This window comes from Halostella limicola (assembly GCF_003675875.1).
Taxonomy (GTDB): domain Archaea; phylum Halobacteriota; class Halobacteria; order Halobacteriales; family Natronoarchaeaceae; genus Halostella; species Halostella limicola.
This window is the reverse complement of sequence record NZ_RCDI01000001.1, coordinates 1,292,734-1,311,974: the sequence shown is the minus strand read 5'-3', so window position 1 is coordinate 1,311,974 and position 19,241 is coordinate 1,292,734. Positions and strand designations below refer to the sequence as shown.

The 19,241-nt window shown below is 70.3% G+C and carries 25 protein-coding genes and 2 tRNA genes; 14 read left to right on the top strand and 13 right to left on the bottom strand.

What is annotated here, in order from left to right; genetic code table 11:
• Positions 1–32: 32 nt before the first annotated feature.
• The gene (locus tag D8670_RS07720; RefSeq protein WP_121817471.1) at positions 33–1,028 is read left to right on the top strand and encodes a phosphate uptake regulator PhoU; all 996 of its coding nucleotides are present in this window, start codon (positions 33–35) and stop codon (positions 1,026–1,028) included.
• Positions 1,029–1,353: 325 nt separating this feature from the next.
• Here the strand turns inward: D8670_RS07720 and D8670_RS07715 are convergent, their stop codons facing one another.
• Positions 1,354–1,731 carry a 30S ribosomal protein S8e gene (locus tag D8670_RS07715; protein WP_121817470.1) on the bottom strand — a complete coding sequence of 126 codons (378 nt, stop codon included), beginning with the start codon at positions 1,729–1,731 and terminating at the stop codon, positions 1,354–1,356.
• Positions 1,732–1,824: 93 nt separating this feature from the next.
• On the opposite strand from D8670_RS07715, the gene D8670_RS07710 reads away from it, so the two are divergent.
• Positions 1,825–2,271, top strand: a complete 447-nt coding sequence (locus tag D8670_RS07710; protein WP_121817469.1) for a DUF2240 family protein — start codon at positions 1,825–1,827, stop codon at positions 2,269–2,271.
• On the opposite strand, the gene D8670_RS07705 is transcribed toward D8670_RS07710, so the two are convergent.
• The gene (locus D8670_RS07705) at positions 2,268–3,179 is read right to left on the bottom strand and encodes an acetamidase/formamidase family protein (RefSeq protein WP_121817468.1); all 912 of its coding nucleotides are present in this window, start codon (positions 3,177–3,179) and stop codon (positions 2,268–2,270) included. The two genes, D8670_RS07710 and D8670_RS07705, sit on opposite strands and share 4 nt — an antisense overlap.
• 122 nt (positions 3,180–3,301) lie before the next feature.
• Here D8670_RS07705 and D8670_RS07700 point away from each other — a divergent pair, with 122 nt between their 5' ends.
• Entirely contained in the window at positions 3,302–3,736 is a 435-nt protein-coding gene (locus D8670_RS07700) for a DUF7993 family protein (RefSeq protein WP_121817602.1), read from the top strand.
• On the opposite strand, the gene D8670_RS07695 is transcribed toward D8670_RS07700, so the two are convergent.
• A complete protein-coding gene (locus tag D8670_RS07695) occupies positions 3,733–4,395 on the bottom strand; it encodes an HAD family hydrolase (protein ID WP_121817467.1) in 663 nt (220 codons plus the stop codon). The two genes, D8670_RS07700 and D8670_RS07695, sit on opposite strands and share 4 nt — an antisense overlap.
• A gap of 269 nt (positions 4,396–4,664) precedes the next feature.
• Between D8670_RS07695 and D8670_RS07690 the strand changes: the two genes are divergently transcribed.
• The 3 genes from D8670_RS07690 (at position 4,665) to D8670_RS07680 (ending at position 7,288) form a co-directional block, all read left to right on the top strand.
• On the top strand, positions 4,665–5,141 hold the full coding sequence (locus D8670_RS07690) for an HTH domain-containing protein (RefSeq protein WP_121817466.1): 477 nt from the start codon (positions 4,665–4,667) through the stop codon (positions 5,139–5,141).
• A gap of 23 nt (positions 5,142–5,164) precedes the next feature.
• Positions 5,165–6,028 (top strand): orotidine-5'-phosphate decarboxylase, encoded by an 864-nt coding sequence (pyrF, locus tag D8670_RS07685; protein ID WP_121817601.1) that lies wholly within the window; start codon positions 5,165–5,167, stop codon positions 6,026–6,028.
• Between the two features lie 81 nt (positions 6,029–6,109).
• Entirely contained in the window at positions 6,110–7,288 is a 1,179-nt protein-coding gene (locus D8670_RS07680; protein ID WP_121817465.1) for an alpha-hydroxy-acid oxidizing protein, read from the top strand.
• Here the strand turns inward: D8670_RS07680 and D8670_RS07675 are convergent.
• Positions 7,285–7,449 (bottom strand): hypothetical protein, encoded by a 165-nt coding sequence (locus D8670_RS07675; protein ID WP_121817464.1) that lies wholly within the window; start codon positions 7,447–7,449, stop codon positions 7,285–7,287. The two genes, D8670_RS07680 and D8670_RS07675, sit on opposite strands and share 4 nt — an antisense overlap.
• 150 nt (positions 7,450–7,599) lie before the next feature.
• On the opposite strand from D8670_RS07675, the gene D8670_RS07670 reads away from it, so the two are divergent.
• Together D8670_RS07670 and D8670_RS07665 are read left to right on the top strand one after the other, a co-directional pair.
• On the top strand, positions 7,600–8,163 hold the full coding sequence (locus D8670_RS07670) for a J domain-containing protein (RefSeq protein ID WP_121817463.1): 564 nt from the start codon (positions 7,600–7,602) through the stop codon (positions 8,161–8,163).
• Positions 8,164–8,252: 89 nt separating this feature from the next.
• Complete coding sequence (locus tag D8670_RS07665) at positions 8,253–9,869, top strand: GTPBP1 family GTP-binding protein (protein WP_121817462.1); 1,617 nt, start codon at positions 8,253–8,255, stop codon at positions 9,867–9,869.
• Here D8670_RS07665 and D8670_RS07660 read toward each other — a convergent pair.
• Positions 9,866–10,522: a helix-turn-helix domain-containing protein gene (locus tag D8670_RS07660; RefSeq protein WP_121817461.1), complete on the bottom strand. Its 657-nt coding sequence runs from the start codon at positions 10,520–10,522 to the stop codon at positions 9,866–9,868. The two genes, D8670_RS07665 and D8670_RS07660, sit on opposite strands and share 4 nt — an antisense overlap.
• 85 nt (positions 10,523–10,607) lie before the next feature.
• On the opposite strand from D8670_RS07660, the gene D8670_RS07655 reads away from it, so the two are divergent.
• The 3 genes from D8670_RS07655 to D8670_RS20815 all read left to right on the top strand — a co-directional run bounded on the left by D8670_RS07655 (position 10,608) and on the right by D8670_RS20815 (position 12,725).
• Complete coding sequence (locus D8670_RS07655; protein ID WP_121817460.1) at positions 10,608–11,414, top strand: SDR family oxidoreductase; 807 nt, start codon at positions 10,608–10,610, stop codon at positions 11,412–11,414.
• A gap of 37 nt (positions 11,415–11,451) precedes the next feature.
• Positions 11,452–12,396, top strand: coding sequence for a M48 family metallopeptidase (locus D8670_RS07650; protein ID WP_205254047.1), 945 nt, complete (start codon positions 11,452–11,454; stop codon positions 12,394–12,396).
• 155 nt (positions 12,397–12,551) lie between these two features.
• On the top strand, positions 12,552–12,725 hold the full coding sequence (locus tag D8670_RS20815) for a DUF7556 family protein (RefSeq protein WP_162994221.1): 174 nt from the start codon (positions 12,552–12,554) through the stop codon (positions 12,723–12,725).
• A 55-nt stretch (positions 12,726–12,780) separates the two neighbouring features.
• On the opposite strand, the gene D8670_RS07645 is transcribed toward D8670_RS20815, so the two are convergent.
• From D8670_RS07645 to mch, 3 genes are read right to left on the bottom strand one after another with little or no spacing between them, the layout of a single operon-like run.
• Entirely contained in the window at positions 12,781–13,452 is a 672-nt protein-coding gene (locus D8670_RS07645; protein ID WP_121817459.1) for an HAD family hydrolase, read from the bottom strand.
• Between the two features lie 41 nt (positions 13,453–13,493).
• Positions 13,494–13,976 carry a double winged helix-containing putative transcriptional regulator gene (locus tag D8670_RS07640; RefSeq protein WP_121817458.1) on the bottom strand — a complete coding sequence of 161 codons (483 nt, stop codon included), beginning with the start codon at positions 13,974–13,976 and terminating at the stop codon, positions 13,494–13,496.
• Between the two features lie 15 nt (positions 13,977–13,991).
• Positions 13,992–14,924, bottom strand: coding sequence for a methenyltetrahydromethanopterin cyclohydrolase (gene mch, locus D8670_RS07635; RefSeq protein WP_121817457.1), 933 nt, complete (start codon positions 14,922–14,924; stop codon positions 13,992–13,994).
• Between the two features lie 102 nt (positions 14,925–15,026).
• Here mch and D8670_RS07630 point away from each other — a divergent pair, with 102 nt between their 5' ends.
• Positions 15,027–15,548: a DUF1097 domain-containing protein gene (locus D8670_RS07630; protein WP_121817456.1), complete on the top strand. Its 522-nt coding sequence runs from the start codon at positions 15,027–15,029 to the stop codon at positions 15,546–15,548.
• Positions 15,549–15,606: 58 nt separating this feature from the next.
• Positions 15,607–16,011 (top strand): arsenate-mycothiol transferase ArsC, encoded by a 405-nt coding sequence (locus tag D8670_RS07625; protein WP_121817455.1) that lies wholly within the window; start codon positions 15,607–15,609, stop codon positions 16,009–16,011.
• On the opposite strand, the gene D8670_RS07620 is transcribed toward D8670_RS07625, so the two are convergent.
• Positions 16,012–16,326, bottom strand: coding sequence for an MTH1187 family thiamine-binding protein (locus D8670_RS07620; RefSeq protein WP_121817454.1), 315 nt, complete (start codon positions 16,324–16,326; stop codon positions 16,012–16,014). It abuts the gene before it with no gap.
• A gap of 119 nt (positions 16,327–16,445) precedes the next feature.
• Between D8670_RS07620 and D8670_RS07615 the strand changes: the two genes are divergently transcribed.
• Positions 16,446–17,261, top strand: a complete 816-nt coding sequence (locus tag D8670_RS07615) for an SDR family oxidoreductase (protein ID WP_121817453.1) — start codon at positions 16,446–16,448, stop codon at positions 17,259–17,261.
• Positions 17,262–17,455: 194 nt separating this feature from the next.
• On the opposite strand, the gene D8670_RS07610 is transcribed toward D8670_RS07615, so the two are convergent.
• The 4 genes from D8670_RS07610 to D8670_RS07595 all read right to left on the bottom strand — a co-directional run bounded on the left by D8670_RS07610 (position 17,456) and on the right by D8670_RS07595 (position 19,138).
• Positions 17,456–17,526 (bottom strand) — tRNA-Gly (locus D8670_RS07610).
• Between the two features lie 56 nt (positions 17,527–17,582).
• Positions 17,583–17,969 carry a DUF7994 family protein gene (locus D8670_RS20810; RefSeq protein ID WP_162994220.1) on the bottom strand — a complete coding sequence of 129 codons (387 nt, stop codon included), beginning with the start codon at positions 17,967–17,969 and terminating at the stop codon, positions 17,583–17,585.
• Between the two features lie 95 nt (positions 17,970–18,064).
• The gene (locus tag D8670_RS07600) at positions 18,065–18,793 is read right to left on the bottom strand and encodes a class I SAM-dependent methyltransferase (RefSeq protein WP_121817452.1); all 729 of its coding nucleotides are present in this window, start codon (positions 18,791–18,793) and stop codon (positions 18,065–18,067) included.
• Between the two features lie 274 nt (positions 18,794–19,067).
• Positions 19,068–19,138, bottom strand: a tRNA-Gly gene (locus tag D8670_RS07595).
• Between the last annotated feature and the right edge of the window lie 103 nt (positions 19,139–19,241).

Genomic DNA, 19,241 nt, shown 5'->3' with positions numbered 1-19,241 from the left:
GGATTTATTTTCCAACAGTCGGAACTGACCATATGGAGACCCGCAAGGTCCAGGTCACCGGCGGATCGACGTACACCGTTTCTCTCCCGAAGTCGTGGGCGACCGACAACGGCGTCAGCGCCGGGAGCGAGGTCGAGTTCTACCCCGAGGACGACTCCCTGCTGTTGACCCCCCGAAGCGACAGCGAGCGCACCGAGGGCACGCTCGACGTCGCCGACCTGAAGGGCGAACAGCTGACCCGCGCGGTGATGACGATGTACGTCAGCGGGTTCGACATCATCGCGCTCGAGGCCGGGCGCATCTCGACGGACCAGCGCCGCGCCATCCGCGAGGCAGTGCAGGGCCTCGTCGGCGTCGAGGTGCTCGAGGAGACGAGCGAGCGTGTCGTCCTGCAGGACCTGCTCGACTCCTCGGAGCTGTCGATCGAGAACGCCGTGACGCGCATGCGGCTCATCTCGCGGTCGATGCTCGAGGACGCCGTCGCGGCGCTGGTCCAGAACGACGACGACCTCGCGCGCGACGTGATCGAGCGCGACGACGACGTGGACCGGCTCTGGTTCGTCGTCTCGCGGATCTTCCGTGCGACGCTTCGCTCGCCCCGCGCCGCCAAGGAGCTCGGACTCCCCCGCGAGGTGTGTTTCGACTACCACTCGAGCGCCCGGCAGCTGGAGCGGATCGCCGACCACGCCGCGAAGATCGCCCACCTCAGCCTCGACCTGGACGAGGTCCCGGACGACGTGGCCGACGCCCTCCGGTCCGCCCACGACGACTCCTCGGCCGTGATCGACAAGGCGATGGACGCGCTGTTCATGGACGATCCCGACGGGGCGACCGAACTCGCGAACGAGGCCCGCGAGTCGATCCTCGCCATCGACGAGCACACCGGCGACCTCCGGGAACTCCTGCGCGACCTCAACCCCGCGGAGGCGCAACTGCTCGGCCTCGTCGTCGACTCGCTGTCCCGGAGCGCCGACTACGGCGGCAACATCGCGGAGACCGCGCTTCAGAAAGCCGCGCCACGTCCCTGAAAGCCCTCGAAATCGCTTGGCAGCGATTTCGTCGCCCTTTCAATGTCCGCCGCCAGAATCGCTTCGCGATTCTCGCTAAGGTCCGCTAGTCTGCGCGAGTCGCCGTGAGGCCTTCGGCCTCACGAGCCTTCACTCGCTTCGCTCGTGAAGACGCCGGCGGTCGCCGGCGCACGCTTTGAGTGCCTGCCCTTCCCCGTCCGCTGGCGACGCTCGCTTCGCTCGCGTACGCCAGCGCGGCCGGGTGGTCGGGGGAACACACTCAGTAACCGACCCGTGACCGACAGCTACCGCTCGAAACCGCTGTGACCGAAAGGAGAAAGCGCGATTACTCGTCGTCGACGAGGACGGCGTTGACCTGTCCGGTCTGGCCGGGGCGGGAGGTGACGCGGGCGCGCCCCTCGGAGGTCTCGATGATGGCGCCCTTCGTGACGATGTTCCGGCGCACGTAGTTCGGGTTGCTCGGGTTCTCGACGACGTCCTCGATCTCGGCCTCGACGGTCTCGCCGTCGGCGGCGACCTGCGCGACGTTCGTCGCGAGCGCGCGGGTCTTGGTCGTGTTGCCGCGGGCCTTGGTCGTCTTCAGGTTCGGTTCGCCGACCTGGGTCTCGGTCGGGTGGCGACCGAGCTGGTGCTTCTTGCGGTCGGAGTTGGGTCGGAGTCGGCCGCCCGTACGCTTGCGAGTGGAGCGTCCCTGGTCTGTCATACCCGATACGAGACTCAGCAGCTACTTGAATCGCACGACTTCCCCGTCGGCGAACCGGTAGTTTTACCCCGGCCGTGGCGGGTGCTGATAGCGATGAGCCTTCGGACGGCAGTCGCCGCGCCCTTCCGCCAGCGGGGAACGGACCGGATCGGCGAGAACGAGTTCGTGGTCGCGCTGTCGCTGGACCGTGACTGGTTCTCCCCCGACCAGGCGAAGCGACTGATCGACGTAGCGACGGGACAGGGGCTGCTCGAACGGGACGACGGGGACATCGTCGCGACGTTCGACGCCGACGGCGTGGACGTCCCCGAGGAGTTCGTCCCCGACGAGTCCATCCTCCGGGAGCGCTCGACGTTCGAGCGAGTGCTCGACCGGGTCGTCGCCGACGGCGCGGAGAAACAGGAGGCCGTCGCGGACATCAACCGCCTCCAGGGCGAACTGGGCGTGACGGTCGAGGCGGCGGCTGTCGTGTACGCCCGCCGCCGCGGCCTCGACGTGGACGGGGCGGCGGAGTCCGCGCGAGAGGGGCTTGGCGATTAACGGTCGAACGGGTCGTCGAGGTACTCCTTCGGGATCGCGTTGCGGACGGTCACGAGCGGGTCGACCACTTGGCTGATCTCCAGCCCGCCGACGAGACTGGAGAAGAGGTGCGCGTCGGTGGGATCGAACCCGTGTTCGGCTTCGAGAAGCGCCATCGCGTCCAGGTTGGCCGTCTCGCAGGCTTCCTCCAGCGTCTCGGCGCTGGCGAGCACCGTCCACACCTCCGGCGTCTCGACGACCGGCCGGTCGATCGACGCCGCCGGGTCGTCTATCACGTCGACGGTCACGTCGATCTCGGTGGCGATCTCGGCGCCCGTCCCGCACATCTCGCCGTCAGCCATCGCGGCCTTGCAGTCGCCCATGGCGAGCATGCCGCCATCCTGAAACACCGGGAAGTACGCGACGTTGCCGTCCGTGATCGCCGTGGTGTCGAGGTTCCCGCCGTGGTCGTGCGGGACGAGCGTCGAGTACGACTCCGCGGCCGGCGCGACGCCGATGGTGCCGATCACCGGCTCGATCGGCACCTCGATCCCGTCGAACGTCACCGCGCCGTCCTCGACCGGGGTGATGCGGGTCCGCGGCGTCTCGATCTCCTCGCGGTCGTGCAGGAGGCCGAAGCCCTCGATGGTGATCACCCGGCCGCGGTCCTCGGCGACGCGGACGTCCCCGATCTCGACCCGGAGCACGTCGCCCGGTTCGGCCCCGTCGACGGCGATCGGTCCGGTCGCCGCGTTGACCTCGTCGGGCACCGCCTCGACCACGTCGTCCTCAGTCTGGACTGCGCCTTCGAGGCTGTCCCTCGTCTCGACGGTCAGCCGTTCCCCCGGCGTGGCCTCGTACACGGCGTCGAGGTCGGGCGCGAACTCGTAGACGACGCCGTCCTCGTGCGAAACTGCCGTGCGCGTCATCCCGCGCCGATGTTCGGGGAGAGGGATAATAAAGCCCGGAGCGGCGGCGAAACCGTCGGCACCGCGGTCGCGGTCCGCCGGTATCCGATCGACTGATGTGGCGCGACCGTCGAGAGACGACCATGGTCGAAGACAGCGTCGCTGACGGCCGCCGTATCGCCGAACTGCTCGCCTCGGAGGTGGACGGCCGCGTCGACGGCGTCCTCGACCGGCTGGCCGTCGTCAACCCGGACCGGTCGGTCGAGGGGACGCCAGACGGCGAGCGCGCGTACGACGTCGAGCGGGCGATCGAGGGCACCTGGGAGGACGCCCGCACCCGCCACGCGCCCGACGAGACGCGGGGCGAACTGCTCGCGGAGGTGTACGTCCACGAGGACCGCGCGCGGATCGAGTTCCGCGAGGAGCAGGACGCGGCCGCGGCGGCGGCCGGCGAGCGCGACCTGCGCGTGCGGCCGAAAGCGGTCGATCCGCCGAAGACGCTGGTGTTCGTCGAGAGCGGGGCCGAGGTGAAACGCGCCGTAGACGTGGTCGAAGCCGTCGTCGAGGCCCTCGACTAGTCCAGATCCGCGATCACGAGCGGCAGGCAGGTGACGAGTTCGGCGCGGTCGACGTGGGCGTCCGCGGTCGGGTCCGGGTCGGGCCCATCCGGGGAGACAACCTGCACGACCCGCAGGCCGGCCGCGTCGGCTCCGCGGACGTCGGCCTCCACCTCGTCGCCGACGTACACCGCCTCGTCAGCCTCGACGTCGAGCGCGTCGAGGGCTGCCTCAAAGGCGCGGCCGTCGGGCTTGCCCGCGTCGAGGTCGCCGGTGACGACCACGGCGTCGAACAGGTCCTCCCACCCCAGGGTGCGGAGCTTGTCCCGCTGGGCGCGGACCGGCCCGTTGGTCAGCAGCCCCACGCGGTATCGCTTCCGTAGCTCCCGAACGAGATCGGCCGCGCCGTCGATCGGCCGGATCGCGTCGGCGATCGCGCGCCGGTACGCGCCGGCGAGTTCAGTCGGGTCGGCGTCCGCCTCGCGCTCTGCGAGAAGGTCCGCGAAGATCGGTTCGCGGGTCTCGCCCGTCAGGTTCTCCCTGTGCGCGCCGAGGTACGCCTCGCGATCGATGTCGACTGCGCCGACCGACGCCGTCGCCTCGTTCAGCAGCGTCTGGCGGTCCCGGTCGGGCACCGCCAGCGTGTAGTCGAGATCGAAAACGACGGCCGTGAGTCCCATGTGTCGGTCCGTACGGTCGCCGGCGGTTTCAGTGTACCCTCCCGAAGCGGCTATTATTACCGGTATATGAGCTCTCCGGTAGTTCTCACAGACTGAGAAGAATCGAGCGATTAACACGGGATAACCCGCTCGCGAGGGCACGAAACGGTTGCGAGGAGGGCTTCCGTAGAATACTGTTCTGATGATAGTAATTTCACCCGCATAATCAATACGCCCGGAAAAAACTAAGTACTACTTCGCTGTAATCCCCAGTAGGGAACGGGGGATCCATGAACGGAACTGAGAGCGCCGAGCTACTGATGCGCGAACCGGTGTACGGCACGCACAACAGACAGCAGTCCGTGGTGGCGCGACTGCAGGAACTGGACGAGAGCGGCCACATCGCCGACTTCGACGTGGAGATCTGGGGGAAGCGGCTGAACCTCGAAACGGACGACTGGAGCCATCAGGCGACCGCTACGGCGCGGGAGAAGTACCGGGAGTTCACGGAGTGGGCCGACGAGCACGGCTACAGCCTCGAACCGGCGTTCACCAAGCGGACCATGCGGATCGAGCCCGGCGCGGAGCCGAAGGAGGTCGTCGACCTCCCCATCATGTGTCTCGCCGTGTACGACGACGACCTCCGGACGGTCCTCCCCTGCGCCGACGGGGACGAGATCTACACGGTGGGGGACGGGCTGGACGCGCTCGAAGACCCCGACGCGACGGTCCCGGGATTTGAGAAGCGGAAGATAGGAACCTTGTAGTGCGGCGCCGCGGAAGCGGCGATATGCGCTTTTTCGACCGGCTGGCCGACCGCATCGACGCCGTCGACAGCGTCGTGAGCGTCGGCCTCGACCCGGACCCGGACCGCATCCCCGACCACCTGCGGGACCGCGACCTGCCGCGGTGGGCGTTCAACCGCCGGATCATCGACGCCACGCACGAGCACGCCGCCGCCTTCAAGCCCAACGCGGCGTTCTACGAGGACCCCGACGGCTGGGCCGCCCTGGAGGAGACCATCGCGTACGCCCACGGGAAGGACGTCCCGGTCCTGCTCGACGCCAAGCGCGCCGACATCGGCAACACGGCGCGCCAGTACGCGAAGCTACTGAATCCGGACGCCGACGGGCCGACGGCCGACGCCATCACGGCCAACCCGTACATGGGCCGGGACTCGCTGGAGCCGTTCCTCTCGAAGGCCGACCGCGGCGTCTTCGTCCTCTGTCGCACCTCGAACTCGGGCGGCGGGGACCTGCAGGACCTCGAACTCGCCTCGGGCGAGGCCGTCTACGAGCGCGTCGCCGCGCTCGCCGACCTCTGGAACGAGAACGGCAACGTCGGCCTCGTCGTCGGCGCGACGACGACCGACGAACTCGAGAGCGTCCGCGAGCAGGTGCCCGACCTGCCCTTCCTCGTCCCCGGCGTCGGCGCGCAGGGCGGCGACGCGGAGGCCGCCGTCGAGTACGGCCTCGCCGACGGGGTCGGCCTCGTCAACTCCTCGCGGGGGATCATCTTCGCGGGAGAAGAGAGCGAGGCGCGACACGCCTCGGGCAGTCGAGCGGGGAACCCGCGAGACGCGGGCGAGGGGTTCGACCGCGCTGCCGGGCAGGCGGCGAAGCGACTGAAGAAGCGGCTGAACCGGCACCGCTGAGCGGCGGCGGTCCGCGCAACGCCTGTTTCAAACCCTCCACGCGGTGAAGGTTTTTGTCGCGTGGTAGCGAACCCCACTCCCATGCCCGAGGACTACGGCTACAACCGGCAGGTCGAGGTGTACACCAGACGGCACGCGGCGGGCGAGACGCCGGAGTACCCGGTCGCGTACGAAGACCTGAAGGCGGCCGCGGAGGCGGAGCTGACCGACGAGGCGTACGCGTACGTCGCCGGCGGCGCGGGCGGCGAGGAGACCAAGCGGGAGAACCGCCGCGCCATCGAGCGGTGGCGGATCCGGCCGCGGATGCTGCGGGACCTGACCGAGCGGTCGCTGGAGACCGAGGTCCTCGGCACCGAGTTCCCCGCGCCGGTGATGCTCGCGCCCGTCGGCGTGCAGTCGATCGTCCACGACGAGGGCGAACTCGCCACGGCGGCGGCCGCCCGCGAGACGGGCGTCCCGTTCGCGCACAGCACGGCCGCCTCCGAGCCGATGGAGCGCGTCGCCGACGAACTCGGCGGGACGCCCGGCTGGTTCCAGCTGTACTGGAGCGCGGACGAGGACCTGACCGCCAGCCTCCTCGAACGGGCCGAGGCCGCGGGCTACGAGGCGGTGGTCGTGACGCTCGACACGCCGCTTCTGGGCTGGCGCGAGCGCGACGTCGACCTGGGCTACCTCCCGTTCATGGAGGGCGAGGGGATCGCGAACTACCTCGAAGACCCCGTCTTCTGGGAGATGCTCGACGCGGACCCCGAGGAGAACCCCGACGCCGCGGTGACGCAGTTCCTCGACCTGTTCTCCGACGCGAGCCACACGTGGGCGGACCTCGAAGACCTCACGGCGTCGACGGACCTGCCGGTGGTCGTGAAGGGCGTCCTCCACCCCGACGACGCCGCCCTCGCGCTGGAGCACGGCGCGGACGGGGTCGTCGTCTCGAACCACGGCGGCCGGCAGGTCGACGGGTCGGTCGCCGCGGCGGACGCCCTCCCGGAGGTAGTCGACAGGGTGGGCGAGAACGTTCCGGTGCTGTTCGACAGCGGGATCCGCCGCGGCGGCGACGCCGTCCGCGCACTGGCGCTGGGCGCCGACGCGGTGCTGCTCGGCCGCCCCTACGTCTACGGTCTCGCCCTCGGCGGGCAAGAGGGGGTGAAGGCAGTCGTCGAGAACTTCCTCGCCGATCTGGACCTGACGGTCGCGCTCGCAGGCGCGACCGACGTGACCGAGATCGACCGGTCCGTACTGCAGGAGCGCCCCGGTCGCTAGAAGGTCCGCCCGCCGCCGGTCTCCTCCACTTCCGACGCGCAGTCGGCGCAGACTGCCGCCGACTCCTCGAAGTGCTGGCGACAGACCATGTTCCCGCAGCGGTCACACTGCACCTGTGCCTCCCGCGACTGGCAGATCTGGCAGAGCCCGCTGATGCTCATACCGCTCGTACCACGGGGAAACACTTGTACCTATAGTAGAAACCGAAACCATTCGCACCCTAGACGGCCCCGGCCGTTCGAGCGTGTCATCGCGTTTAATTTCTGCTACGTGGCGGGACGCTTACCTGATTCCGGTCCGAACGTGTACACGTGCCACGGGCGACGCTCCTCGTCGGACTGTCGGCGGTGTTCGCCGGGTTAGCCGCCGTGCTCGGTATCCTGACGCTGGTGCAGCGGAACCCCTTCGTCCTGATACTCGCCGCGCCCTTCGCCTTCCTCGCGTACGTGTTCTGGTACCAGGGAACCGGCAAACTCGCCGAGCAGGCGCGACGGCGGACCGGTCCCGAGTACGCCAGGTCCCGGGACGCGGGGTTCGGCGCTGGCGCTCGGCGCGCGGCCGAGGAGAGTCGCCGCCGCCGCGAGGCCCGCCAGCGCTACGAGGCCCGCGAGAGCCGCCGGCGCGCCCGCCGCGGTCGGCGGCGGGGCGGCGCCGCCCCGCAACCGAACTCGGGACCGAGCGAGCGCGAGGCCTACGAGATACTCGGCGTCGACCCCGGCGCGAGCGAGGAGCGCGTGCGCCGGGCCTACCGCGAGAAGGTGAAAGAGACCCACCCGGACGCGGAGGGCGGCGACGAGGAGCGGTTCAAGCGCGTCGCGGCCGCCTACGATCGGCTGACGGACGCGGACGAGTCCCGGACCGCACAGAACCGGTGACCGCGGCGACGCCGCGGGGACGGGACCGGGATGCAGTGTGTTAGTACGTGACGCGAAGGTTTTTGTCTACCGTCCCCCAACCCGGGCGTATGAGCCCTGACCGGGCCGTTCTGGAGCGGGCCCTGGACCGCGGCGAGCGGGAAGGCGGCAGCGTGGAGTTCAAGGAGCGTCTCACCAAGGACCTGCACCTCTCCGAGGGGCGCCGCGAGAGCCTCGCGGCCCAGCTTCGCCACCGCGTGCTCTCCGGCGACGGCGAGGCGACGTACGTCGTCGGCGTCACCGACGACGGTGGCCTCGCCGGCGTCGCGCCCGACGACTTCTCCGAGTCGATGGACGTGCTAAGCCTCCTGGCCGAGGAGGCCGGCGCGCACATCGAGGACGTCCAGACGTGGGGCGTCGACGCCGTCGACGGCGCGGCCGACGAGGGCATCGTCGGCGTCGCCACGGTCCGCGAGGGCGCGATGCTCGACACGGACGACGAGCACGTCGTCGTCGGCACCGCGGGCCACGTCGACCACGGGAAGAGCACCCTGGTCGGCAGCCTCGTCACCGGCCAGGCCGACGACGGCGAGGGCGGCACACGCGGCTACCTCGACGTCCAGCCCCACGAGGTCGAGCGCGGGCTCTCCGCCGACCTCTCCTACGGCGTCTACGGCTTCGACGGCGACGGCCCGGTCCGCATGGACAACCCGCACCGGAAGTCCGACCGCGCGCGCGTGGTCGAGGAATCGGAGCGCCTCGTCTCGTTCGTCGACACCGTCGGCCACGAGCCGTGGCTCCGCACGACGATCCGCGGGCTCGTCGGGCAGAAGCTCGACTACGGCCTGCTCACCGTCGCGGCCGACGACGGCCCGACGAAGACGACCCGCGAGCACCTCGGCGTCTTACTCGCGACGGAGCTGCCGACCATCGTCGCCATCACGAAGGCCGACGTCGTCTCGGACGAGCGCCTCGCCGAGGTCGAGCGCGAGGTCGAGCGGATGCTCCGCGACGTCGACCGGGTGCCGCTGCGCGTGAACAGACACGGCGTCGACGCGGCCGTCGAGGAGATCGGCGACACCGTCGTCCCCGTCCTCGCCACGAGCGCCGTCACGAAGGAGGGGCTCGACCAGTTGGACGAACTGTTCGAGCGCCTCCCCAAGACCGCCGGCACGGACGGCGACTTCCGGATGTACATCGACCGCACGTACGCCGTCACCGGGGTCGGCGCGGTCGCCTCGGGGACCATCATGTCCGGCGAGGTCGAGGCGGGCGACGAACTCCTGCTCGGCCCGATGCCGGACGGCGCGTTCCGCGAGGTGGAGGTCCGCTCCATCGAGATGCACTACCACCGCGTGGACAAGGCGAAGGCCGGCCGCATCGTCGGCATCGCGCTGAAGGGCGTCCGCGAGGCCGACATCGAGCGCGGCATGGTGTTGCTCCCGCGCGAAGCCGACCCCGACCCCGTCCGCGAGTTCGAGGCCGAGGTGATGGTGCTCAACCATCCGACCCGCATCGGCGACGGCTACGAGCCCGTCGTCCACCTCGAGACGGTCAGCGAGGCCGCCGCGTTCTACCCCGAGGGCGGCCAGTTGCTCCCCGGCGACAGCGGCCACGCCACGGTCCGGTTCAAGTTCCGCCCGTACCTCGTCGAGGAGGGCCAGCGGTTCGTCTTCCGCGAGGGGCGCTCGAAGGGCGTCGGCACGGTGACGGACGTCGACCCCTAAGCGAACGCCGCCCGCACCAGCGCCGCCTCCGCTTTCTGCAGGTGCTCCGCCGCCGTCGAGGGCGCGCAGTCCAGGCGCTCGGCTACGTCGCGCTGGCTTCCGGTTCGGGGCACCTCGTAGTACCCCTCGTCTATCGCCGCCTCCACGGCCGCCCGCTGGCGCTCCGTCAGCCCGGTCGCGGCGACGCGGGGCATCGCGCCCAGTCCCGTTATCTCCTCGACCGTGACCGTCACGGGATCGGGGACGGAGTCGATGCCGGCCTGTAGCTCCTCGCTCGGCCCGACCATCGAGAACGTCACCGACCCGTCCGGGCGGTACTCGACCGGCGGCACCGAGACGACGCTCCGCCGGGCCGCCACGTCCCACAGCTTCCGAACGGCGGGAGTCGTGTCGTCCCTGACGTAGGCGTAGAACGACCGGTCGCCGGCGCACTCGATCTCGTGGGCCAGCACCTCGGGGATCGACCGCAGCGCCGCCTCGAACCGGTCGGGGTCGCCCTCGACGTAGTGCAGGATGCCCAGTTCCTCGTCGGTGAAGTTCCACTGTATCGCCGTCGCGTACTCGACGTACGGCGCGTTCGCCAGCACCCCGTACACCGGGTGGATCTCCCCTTCGCGGCCGCCGGCGCTGATCCGCACCCGGACGCGTTTCATGCGGAGGACCCGCACGCCCGCTGACTTAAACGCACCGAGCAGCTCCGGCAGCACGCCCTCGGTCAGGCGGGCCGTACCGGCGCGTATGGTGCGAACGCTACTGACCGGCGCGACCGGCAGGCTCGGCGCGGCACTGCGGCCGCGACTCGCGGACGCGGGCCACGACGTGCGCGCGGCGAGCCGGTCGCCGCCCGCCGAGGACGAGGCGGAGTGGGTGGAACTGGACCTGGCAGCGGGAACCGGGGTCGAGGCGGCCGTCGAAGGCGTCGACGTCGTGGTCCACGCGGCCACGGCCCCGCAGGGGGACAGCGAGGCGGTCGACGTGCGCGGGACCGAGCGGCTCCTCTCGGCCGCCGCGGACGCCGGCGTCGGGAACGTCCTGTACGTCTCGATCGTCGGCGTCGACGAGATCCCGTTCTCGTACTACGAGCACAAGCTGGCGGCCGAGCGGGCCGTCGAGTCGGCGGACGTGCCGACGACGATCCTGCGGGCGACGCAGTTTCACGGCTTCGTCGACGACCTGCTGGGGAGCCTGTCGCGACTGCCGGTCTGGCCGCTGCCGACCCGCTTCCGGGTGCAGCCGATCGACGTCGGCGAGGTCGCGGACGCAGTCGTCGAGCGCGCGACCCCGACAGCGGGCGGTCGGGCGTCGCTCGTCGGCGGTCCCGAGGTACTGACCCTCCGCGAGATCGCGGCGGCCTACCGGGACGCGAGGGGACTGCGGCGCCCGATCGTCCGCCTGCCGGTCCCCGGGCGGGTCGCGGGCGGGTTCCGCGCCGGCCACGCCACCTGCCCGGATCGGACCGTCGGGACCGTGACGTGGGAGCGGTGGCTCGCCGAACGGTACGGCGACGCCGACGCGACGAGTCGCCCGTCCGCGTCGCCGACGTAGAGATCCGTTTTTCTCGCCGCCGCCCGTACCGTCGCGCATGCGACGGATCGGGGCTCGGCTCCTGATGGTCCTCGTCGGCCTCGGCCTGCTGGGCATCCACCTGCTGGTCGGACTCGCCGCGGTTGAGGCGTTCGCCCTCCTGTTCGCGGGGCGGCCGGACCCCGCGGTGCTCGTCGCCGGGACGGTGGGGGCCGGGCTGGTCCTCGGCTACCTCAGCTACCGCGCCGGCGCGAAGCGGCTGGTGGCGGGGCTGGACGCGGTGGAGCTGCCGCGGTCGCGCGCGCCGTGGCTCTACCGCCGTCTCGACGGCCTCTGCGAGGAGATGCGCGTCGTCCGCCCGCGGATCTACGTCGCCGCGCTCCCGGCCCCGAACGCGCTCGCCGTCGGCGCGGGCGAGGGCATCGTGATCCTCGACCGCGAACTGTTCCGGATCCTCGACGGCGACGAGATGGAGGCGATCCTCGCGCACGAACTCGCCCACCTGGAGACGCGGGACGCGCTGATCCAGACGCTCGGCACCAGCCTCGTCCAGACGGTGAGCGGGCTGCTCTTCTTCCTCCTGTTCCCGGTCGGCCTGATCGCCGCCGGGGTCCGCCGCGCCGGCGCGTGGATCGCCGGCCGCCGCCCGGAACCGTTCAGCCACCACCTGCTGCGGGTGCACTACCGGGTCGGGCAGGTCGTCGTCGCGCTCCTGTTCGCGGTGACGCTGGCCCTGCGCGCCCACTCGCGACGCCGCGAGTTCGCGGCCGACGACCGCGCCGTCGAGGTGACGGGCGACCCCCTCGCGCTGGCCCGGGCGCTGGCGCGTATCCAGCGCGCCTCCCGACCGCGCCGCGGCCCGCTCTCCTCGCTGTACATCTACGGGCAGGAGGAGGACGACGCGCTGACCCGCCTGCTCGCCACGCACCCGCCGATGGAGGAGCGCATCGAGCGGATGGTCGAGCGCGCGGACGACGCGGCGACGCGGATCCCGATCCGGTGAGATCGTCCCGGCGGGAACGGGGCGGTCGACCGCCGCCGGACCTACGCACTCGGGAATGCGAGATATCACAAATCTATATACGAATAATTACTCGTCCGTACACTATATCTATCGATACCGGAATATTCATGTCGAGAGCAGAGGGATATCCGAACATGAACCCGGAGCCGGAGACGGTCGACGGCCGGCCGGTAGCAACGGGCGACGTGATGGCGGCGATAGACGAGATCGACGGCCGCCCGCACCTCGTCGTCGCCGACGTCGATCGGGACGGCGCCTGGGTCGCGATGGCGGAGACCGACGCCGCCGCGCTAGCTGACTGGCGATAGGAACGCTGACGTGCCCGGTTCCGGCGCGTCCGTCCCGAGGTGGACGCCGCCGGGGCTACTCCAGCCACGGCGGGGTGACAAGGTCGTGCAGCGAGTCGAGGCGGTAGTCGGGAACGGGATCCGGCTCCGAGCCGTCCGAGAGCCACGCCGAGCGGACGCCCGCGGCGTGGGCGCCCGGGACGTCGGTCGTCAGCGAGTTGCCGACGTGCACCGCCCGCTCCGGCGTCGCGTCCAGCAGGTCGAGCGCGTGGTGAAAGGGGTCGGGCTCCGGCTTCCGCGGCGTGTCGTAGCCCGCGTGAACGACCTCGTCGAACGCGTCCCGGAACGGCAGCTGCGACAACTTCTCCGACTGCATCTCCGGCGCACCGTTCGTGAGCACCGCGAGGCGGTGGTCCGCCGCGAGCGCCTCGACCGCCTCGCCCGCGCCCGGCAGCGGGCGGACGTTCGCGTGGTCGCGCTCGGCGGCGTAGGCGTCCGCCAGCGCGCGGCCAGCCTCGGGGTCGCGGCCGCGTTCCTCGGCGATGGCGGCGAAACACTCCCGCCGGAGGTCGACCATCGAGTCGGTCTGCTCCATGAACTCGTCGTAGCGGGCGTAGTACTCGCTCGCCTCGAAGAAGGGCTCCACGCCGACGTCGTCGAACGCGGCGTCGAGCAACTCCTCGACGCCCCGACGGTACTCACAGAGGGTGTCGTCCAGGTCGAACAGGACGGCGTCGACGGCGGTCATCGCGCGGAACGTGGGAGCGAGACGACAAAAAACGGCCGGACTCAGGCGGCGACGTACCCGGCGTCGGTCCGCTCGGCGAGGCCCAGCAGGACCGCCCACTCGAGGAGCCGTGCGACGCGCCCCTCCCACTCGTCCTCCCACGTCTCGGGGTTGCGGTGGCGCTCCCACTGCGGCACGTCGGGCCGGAACTGCTCGAACGCCTCGGCGGCGGTGAGCGGGTGGTCCGAGAGCAGCGACGCGACCTCCGCGGCGCCGAAGACGCCTTCGCGGAACGCCGCGGCGAGCCCCTCGCGGTCGATATCTCGGTCGGTCCGGGCGTACCCCGCGTCGGTCTCCTCGGCGAGCCCCAGCGCCCGGAGGAAGGTGAGCCACGTGCGGGCCGCCTCGCGGTCGGGGACGTCGGTCCGGCGCTGGAGGCGGGCGCAGCAGTCGTCCTCGGACCCCGGCACCAGCGGGACGGCGCGCTGCGCGTCCGCGACGAAGTCGAGCGAGTCGGGCGCCGGAGGGACCTCCTTGAATCTCACGAGCCGGTCACCCGATCACAGGTCGAAGCTGTCGGCCAGCAGTTCCTCGTTTCGCTCGCCGAGGACGTGCGTGTCGCCGCCGACGACATCGATGGTCACCTGCGCCGGCGCGAACACCGTCTCGGGGACGTCGTAGAACTCCCAGTCGTGGTCCTCGAAGATCTCGGCGAACGGCGTGCCGTACTCGTCGGTCGCGGTCGAAGGGACCTCGTCGAAGCGGTCGAACTCCTCCTCGACGACGAGGTGGACCTGCCCGCCGTAGGCCAGCGCGTCGTTCGTCCGGCCGATGGCGGCCTCCTCGCCGTCGGCGACCGGCGGCAGCGGCGCGCTCCCGCTGGCGGTGACGACGTCCATCGGGTCGTAGCCCAGTTCCGAGAGGCGGAAGACGGCGAGTTCGGCGGCGCGGGCGGCCATCGTGACGCTCCCGACGACGCTGGCCGTGGGGAAGGCCGCGAGGAAGACGCCGTTCGGCTCGACCTCGGCGAGGTCGGCGACGTGCTCGACGACGGCCTCGTCGGGGTACTCGTCGGTCTCGACGGCCAGCACCGCGAACTCGAAGGCGTCGTGGTAGCCGATCCGGCGGTACTCGTCCTCCTCGGCGACCAGCGCGCGGGCGGGGCCGCTCCCCAGTCCCTCGAAGTCGTCGACGCTGACCTCCCAGCCGGCCTTCTGGGAGCCGAGCAGGGCGAGACCCGGATGGTCGGTCGACAGTTCGACGTGGGGGAGCGGCGCGCCGGCCAGCTCGTCCATCCGCGTCTGGACCGTCGCCAGCCCCGCGGTCTGGATCTCGCCGAGCAGCAGCCCGGCCTCGATGCCGCCGGAGACGTCGATGCCGAAGTCGAGCACCGTCGCCTCGTTGTCCAGTTCGTACGCCCCGATGCCGAGCTCCTCGGCGAAGTCGATGGCCTCGTCGACGAGCTCGATGGCCATCCGGTTGAGACTCTCCATGTCCCCGAGAACGACCGCGCGCAACAAGGGCTTACTGTTACCGTTCCGAGAGAGCCGACGAACGCCGCGGGTTTATGCCGCACACACACCAAGCGCCACTCGATGGACGAGTACGACGGGGGACTGGCTGACCGGATCGGCGACTGGGACGAGACGCGCAGTCTCGCGGTCGTCTTCGGTCTCGCCTCCGTCCCCTGGACGTACGTCTTCGTTGCCGGCCTGGAGATCCCGCTGTGGCCGTCCTTCATCGCGTCGGCGACGTTCTACGCGGCCGGCGGCGGCGTCGACGGCCTCGTCCGCGGGTACGCGAGCAATCTCGCGGGGATCCTCTACGCCGTCGCGACGCTCGCGATAGTGGCCGCGGTCGGCGGCGGACCCCTCGCGCTGAGCCTCGCTGTCGGCGCGTTCATGTTCCTCGCCAGCCTGCACGAGTACGTGTCGGTGCTCTCGTTCACGCCGGGCGGCTTCTTCGGGTACGCGACGATGTTCAGCGTCAGCGCCGCCGGCGCGTCCGTCGGCGGCGTCGGCGGGCTCCCCGGCGAGGCCCTCGCCGCCGTCCTCTCGATGCTTCTCGGGGCGTTCATCGGTCTCGGGACGGAGCGCCTGAGCGGCGCGCTAGCGTAACGGACGCGAACGGGACCGCAGGCCCGGATTCTTGTCGCTGGAGGCGGTAAGCCTAGGTATGAAGCTAGCGTTCGTCTGTGTCGGCAACGCGGGGCGGAGTCAGATGGCGGCCGCGCTGGCCGAGCGCGAGCGGGACCGCCGCGGACTGAACGCGGCGGTCATCTCCGGCGGCGTCGACCCCGCCGACAGCGTCCACGACGAGGTCGTCGACGCGCTCAGGGAGGAAGGGATCGACATCGGCGACCGGGCCCCGCGACGGATCGCCCCGGACGATATCGCCGACGCCGACTACGTCGTGACGATGGGGTGTTCCGTCGACCAGTTCGCGCCGGACGGCTGGACCGGCGAGAGCCGGGTGTGGGACCTCGGCGCGGGCGGGACGGACGAGCAACTCGCGGAGATACGGGAACGCGTCGCGGCGCTGTTCGACGAGATAGAGGCCGAGCGGCGCTCGGAGGAGTGATCAGGTCCCGTCGCCGCGGGCCTCACGGCCAAGTTCGTCCTCGACGGCCTCGACCTTCTCGGCGGCGGAGCGCTCCTTCGACCGCTTGTCGTCGATCTTGAGGAACGTGCTGACGCGGTCGCCGTCGACCGCCTCATGGGCGGCCTGGGCGGCGGCGAACACCTCGCTCGCCTCCTCCGCCTCGATGACCGTGCCCATCGGGTTCGTCTCGTAGGACACGTCGAACCCCTCCAGCGCCTCGACGGCCTTCGCCACCTCGCTCGCCATGCTGTCCTCGATGACCGGTGCGACCGACAGCAGCGCGACAGTCGTCATGGGCGGACGGTCGGGCGCGAGCGGCAAATCCGTTGCCGTCGCGGCGCGCGGGGCCACGCCGCGGCGGTCGGCAGTCGAGCAGGCCCCGCCGTTAACCGTCCCGCCGTGGAACGTCGCCCATGCCGACCGTACTCATCACCGGGTGTTCCTCCGGCATCGGCCGCGCGACCGCCCGCGCGTTCGACGCGAACGGCTGGGACGTCTACGCGACCGCGCCGGACCCCGCGAACATGACGGAACTGGCCGACGAGGGGATCGAGATCGCCGCGCTGGACGTCACGGACGACCGGTCCGTCGAGACCGCCGTCGACGACGTTCTGGAGCAGGCGGGCCACGTCGACGTCCTCGTCAACAACGCCGGCTACGGTCAGATCGGCCCCGTCGAGGAGCTGCCGACCGACCAGCTGATCGAGCAGTTCCAGGTGAACACGTTCGGCCCTCACCGCGTCACGCGGGCCGTCCTCCCGTCGATGCGCGAGCGCGGCGACGGGACGATAATCAACCTCTCCAGCATCTACGGGCGGACGACGATGCTCGGACAGGGCGCGTACTGCGGGTCGAAGTTCGCGCTCGAAGCCCTCTCGGACACGCTCCGCGGCGAACTGGCGAATACGGGCGTCGACGTGGTGCTGGTCGAACCCGGCCCCGTCGAGACGAACTTCGGAAACGTCGCGCTGGCGCAGAAAGGGGAGCTTGAGCGCACGGGCGCGTACGAGTGGTTCTACAACATGTACGACAGCCGGAAGGCGATCGACAAGATGCCGGGGTACGTCCAGCCCGAGGACGTAGCCGAGGTCATCCTGCGCGCGGCGTCGGCCGCGGAGCCCGACGCGCGGTACCTCGTCGGTCCGCCGGCCAAGCCCGTTCCGCTGCTGAAACTGGTACCGGACAAACTGCGCGACCGGGCGCTGGGGTTCATCCAGCGGGTATTCTGACCGGCCGCGGGATCTCGGTCCGGCTCTCCCTGCTGCTGGCGTTCAACAGGAATGCGCTGGCGGGGATTTGAACTCGATGGCGAACGCTCACTGGCGCTCGCGTTCGCATAGTTCAAACCTCCGGACGATTGTGCTGCCCACGACTGACGAGCGACACGCACAGCGGTCGCTGGCTGAGTAGCGTTCGGCAGAAATGCGCTGGCGGGGATTTGAACCCCGGTTGTGACCATGGCAAGGTCACGTGATACCACTACACTACCAGCGCCCTTCACTCGAAATCACGAGACGGGGATATATAAATGTAGCCAACTCGACCGAGGATCACTGGACGACGGAGGTGTCGAGGTGCACCCCGCCCCGGAGGTAGTCGACGCCGATGGCGGCGAGCACGAGGCCCCCCGCGGCAGCGATGAGGCCGACGAACACCGTCGATTCGTCGCCTCGCACCATCGAGACGCCGTTGAGGAACATGCCGAGCGCGAGCAGCAGGTCGCCGACGCCGGCGAACCGGTACCACGGGGCCGCCGCGGAGGCCAGGGGGAGGTACTCGCGGACGCCGGCGACGACGAACGCCGCGCCGGCGAGGCCGAAACAGAGGAGGGCGGCGACGGTCCAGCCGACGTGCTGGGGGACCCCGACGAGCGAGAACAGGGCGACCTGTGACACGAGGATTGCCGCGCCGAAGACCGCGAGCCAGTAGCGACGCACGCCGGATATTTCGCGATGTATGGTTATTAAAATATCGGCAGTAGGTGAGAATGATCCGGTGTTCGAGGTCGACCGCCGCTCCGATCGCAACAGGGTTAGTCGGCCCGCGCCCTGACGCAGAGGATCTGGGGTCGCTCCGCGGGCGACCACCGCTCGGGCGCGTGATCGAGGTACTCCTCGCGCGGGCGCGGTTCGGCCACCTCGTCGAGGCGGAAGCCGGCGCCGACGAGCGCGTTCAGGATCTCGCCGACCGGCCGGTGGTGCGACGTGACCGTTGCGTCGTCCCACCCGACCTCCACCGCAGCGGCGTCGTAGTAGGTCTCGACCGCATCGTACTCCTCGTAGTACTGCATCGGGTGGACGACCGCGAACACGAGCGCGCCGCCGTCAGACAGCACTCGCCGGAACTCCTCGAACACGGGACGCAACTCCGCGACGTGGTCGAGCACGAGGTGACTGAGGACGACGTCGAAGGCGCCGCCGTCGAAGGCGAGCGGTTCCGTCAGGTCGGCCCGTCGGAACGCCGCCGCGGCCGCGTCGTCGAACCGGCTGCGAGCCCGGTCGACGGCGGCCTCGCTGGCGTCGACGCCGACGACTGTCGCGCCCCGGTCCAGGAGCCACTCGACGTGGTCGCCGACGCCGCACCCCGCGTCAAGCACCCGCCGGTCGGCCAGTTCGGGGAGCATCGCCTTCGTGGCCGGCCACGAGTAGTGGCGCTGGAGCGGGTTGTCGTGCCACGGGCTCTCCCACCCGTCGCCGTCGCGCTCGGCCAGCGCGTCGTACCCTCGCGCAGTCTCGCCGCGGGCGTCGTCGGGGTCGGTCATCTGACCAGCGGCGGTACGCGGAATCGGGTGATATAGTTTCTGCGCGCGGTCGTCCGGAGACGGGCAACGCGCACAGCGGTCGCTGGCTGAGTAGCGTTCGGCAGAAATGCGCTGGCGGGGATTTGAACGCGAAAAGTCGGTCGCCTCGCTGCGCTCGGCGTTGCGACTTTCCTGCTCAAATCAACGTTCCTGCTCAAATCAACGGGCGATTTTGCTGCTCACGGGAAGCGAGCACACGCTACGCGGTGCTCGCTAGAATTGTTCGGAGCAGAAATGCGCTGGCGGGGATTTGAACCCCGGTTGTGACCATGGCAAGGTCACGTGATACCACTACACTACCAGCGCCCGTTGCAATCACATCTAACCGCTGGATGTCGTATAAGGCTTCCGAAGTAGGACATCTTCGTGAGGGCGGGCCACGGTATCCGAACGCATACGAAAACCGTCG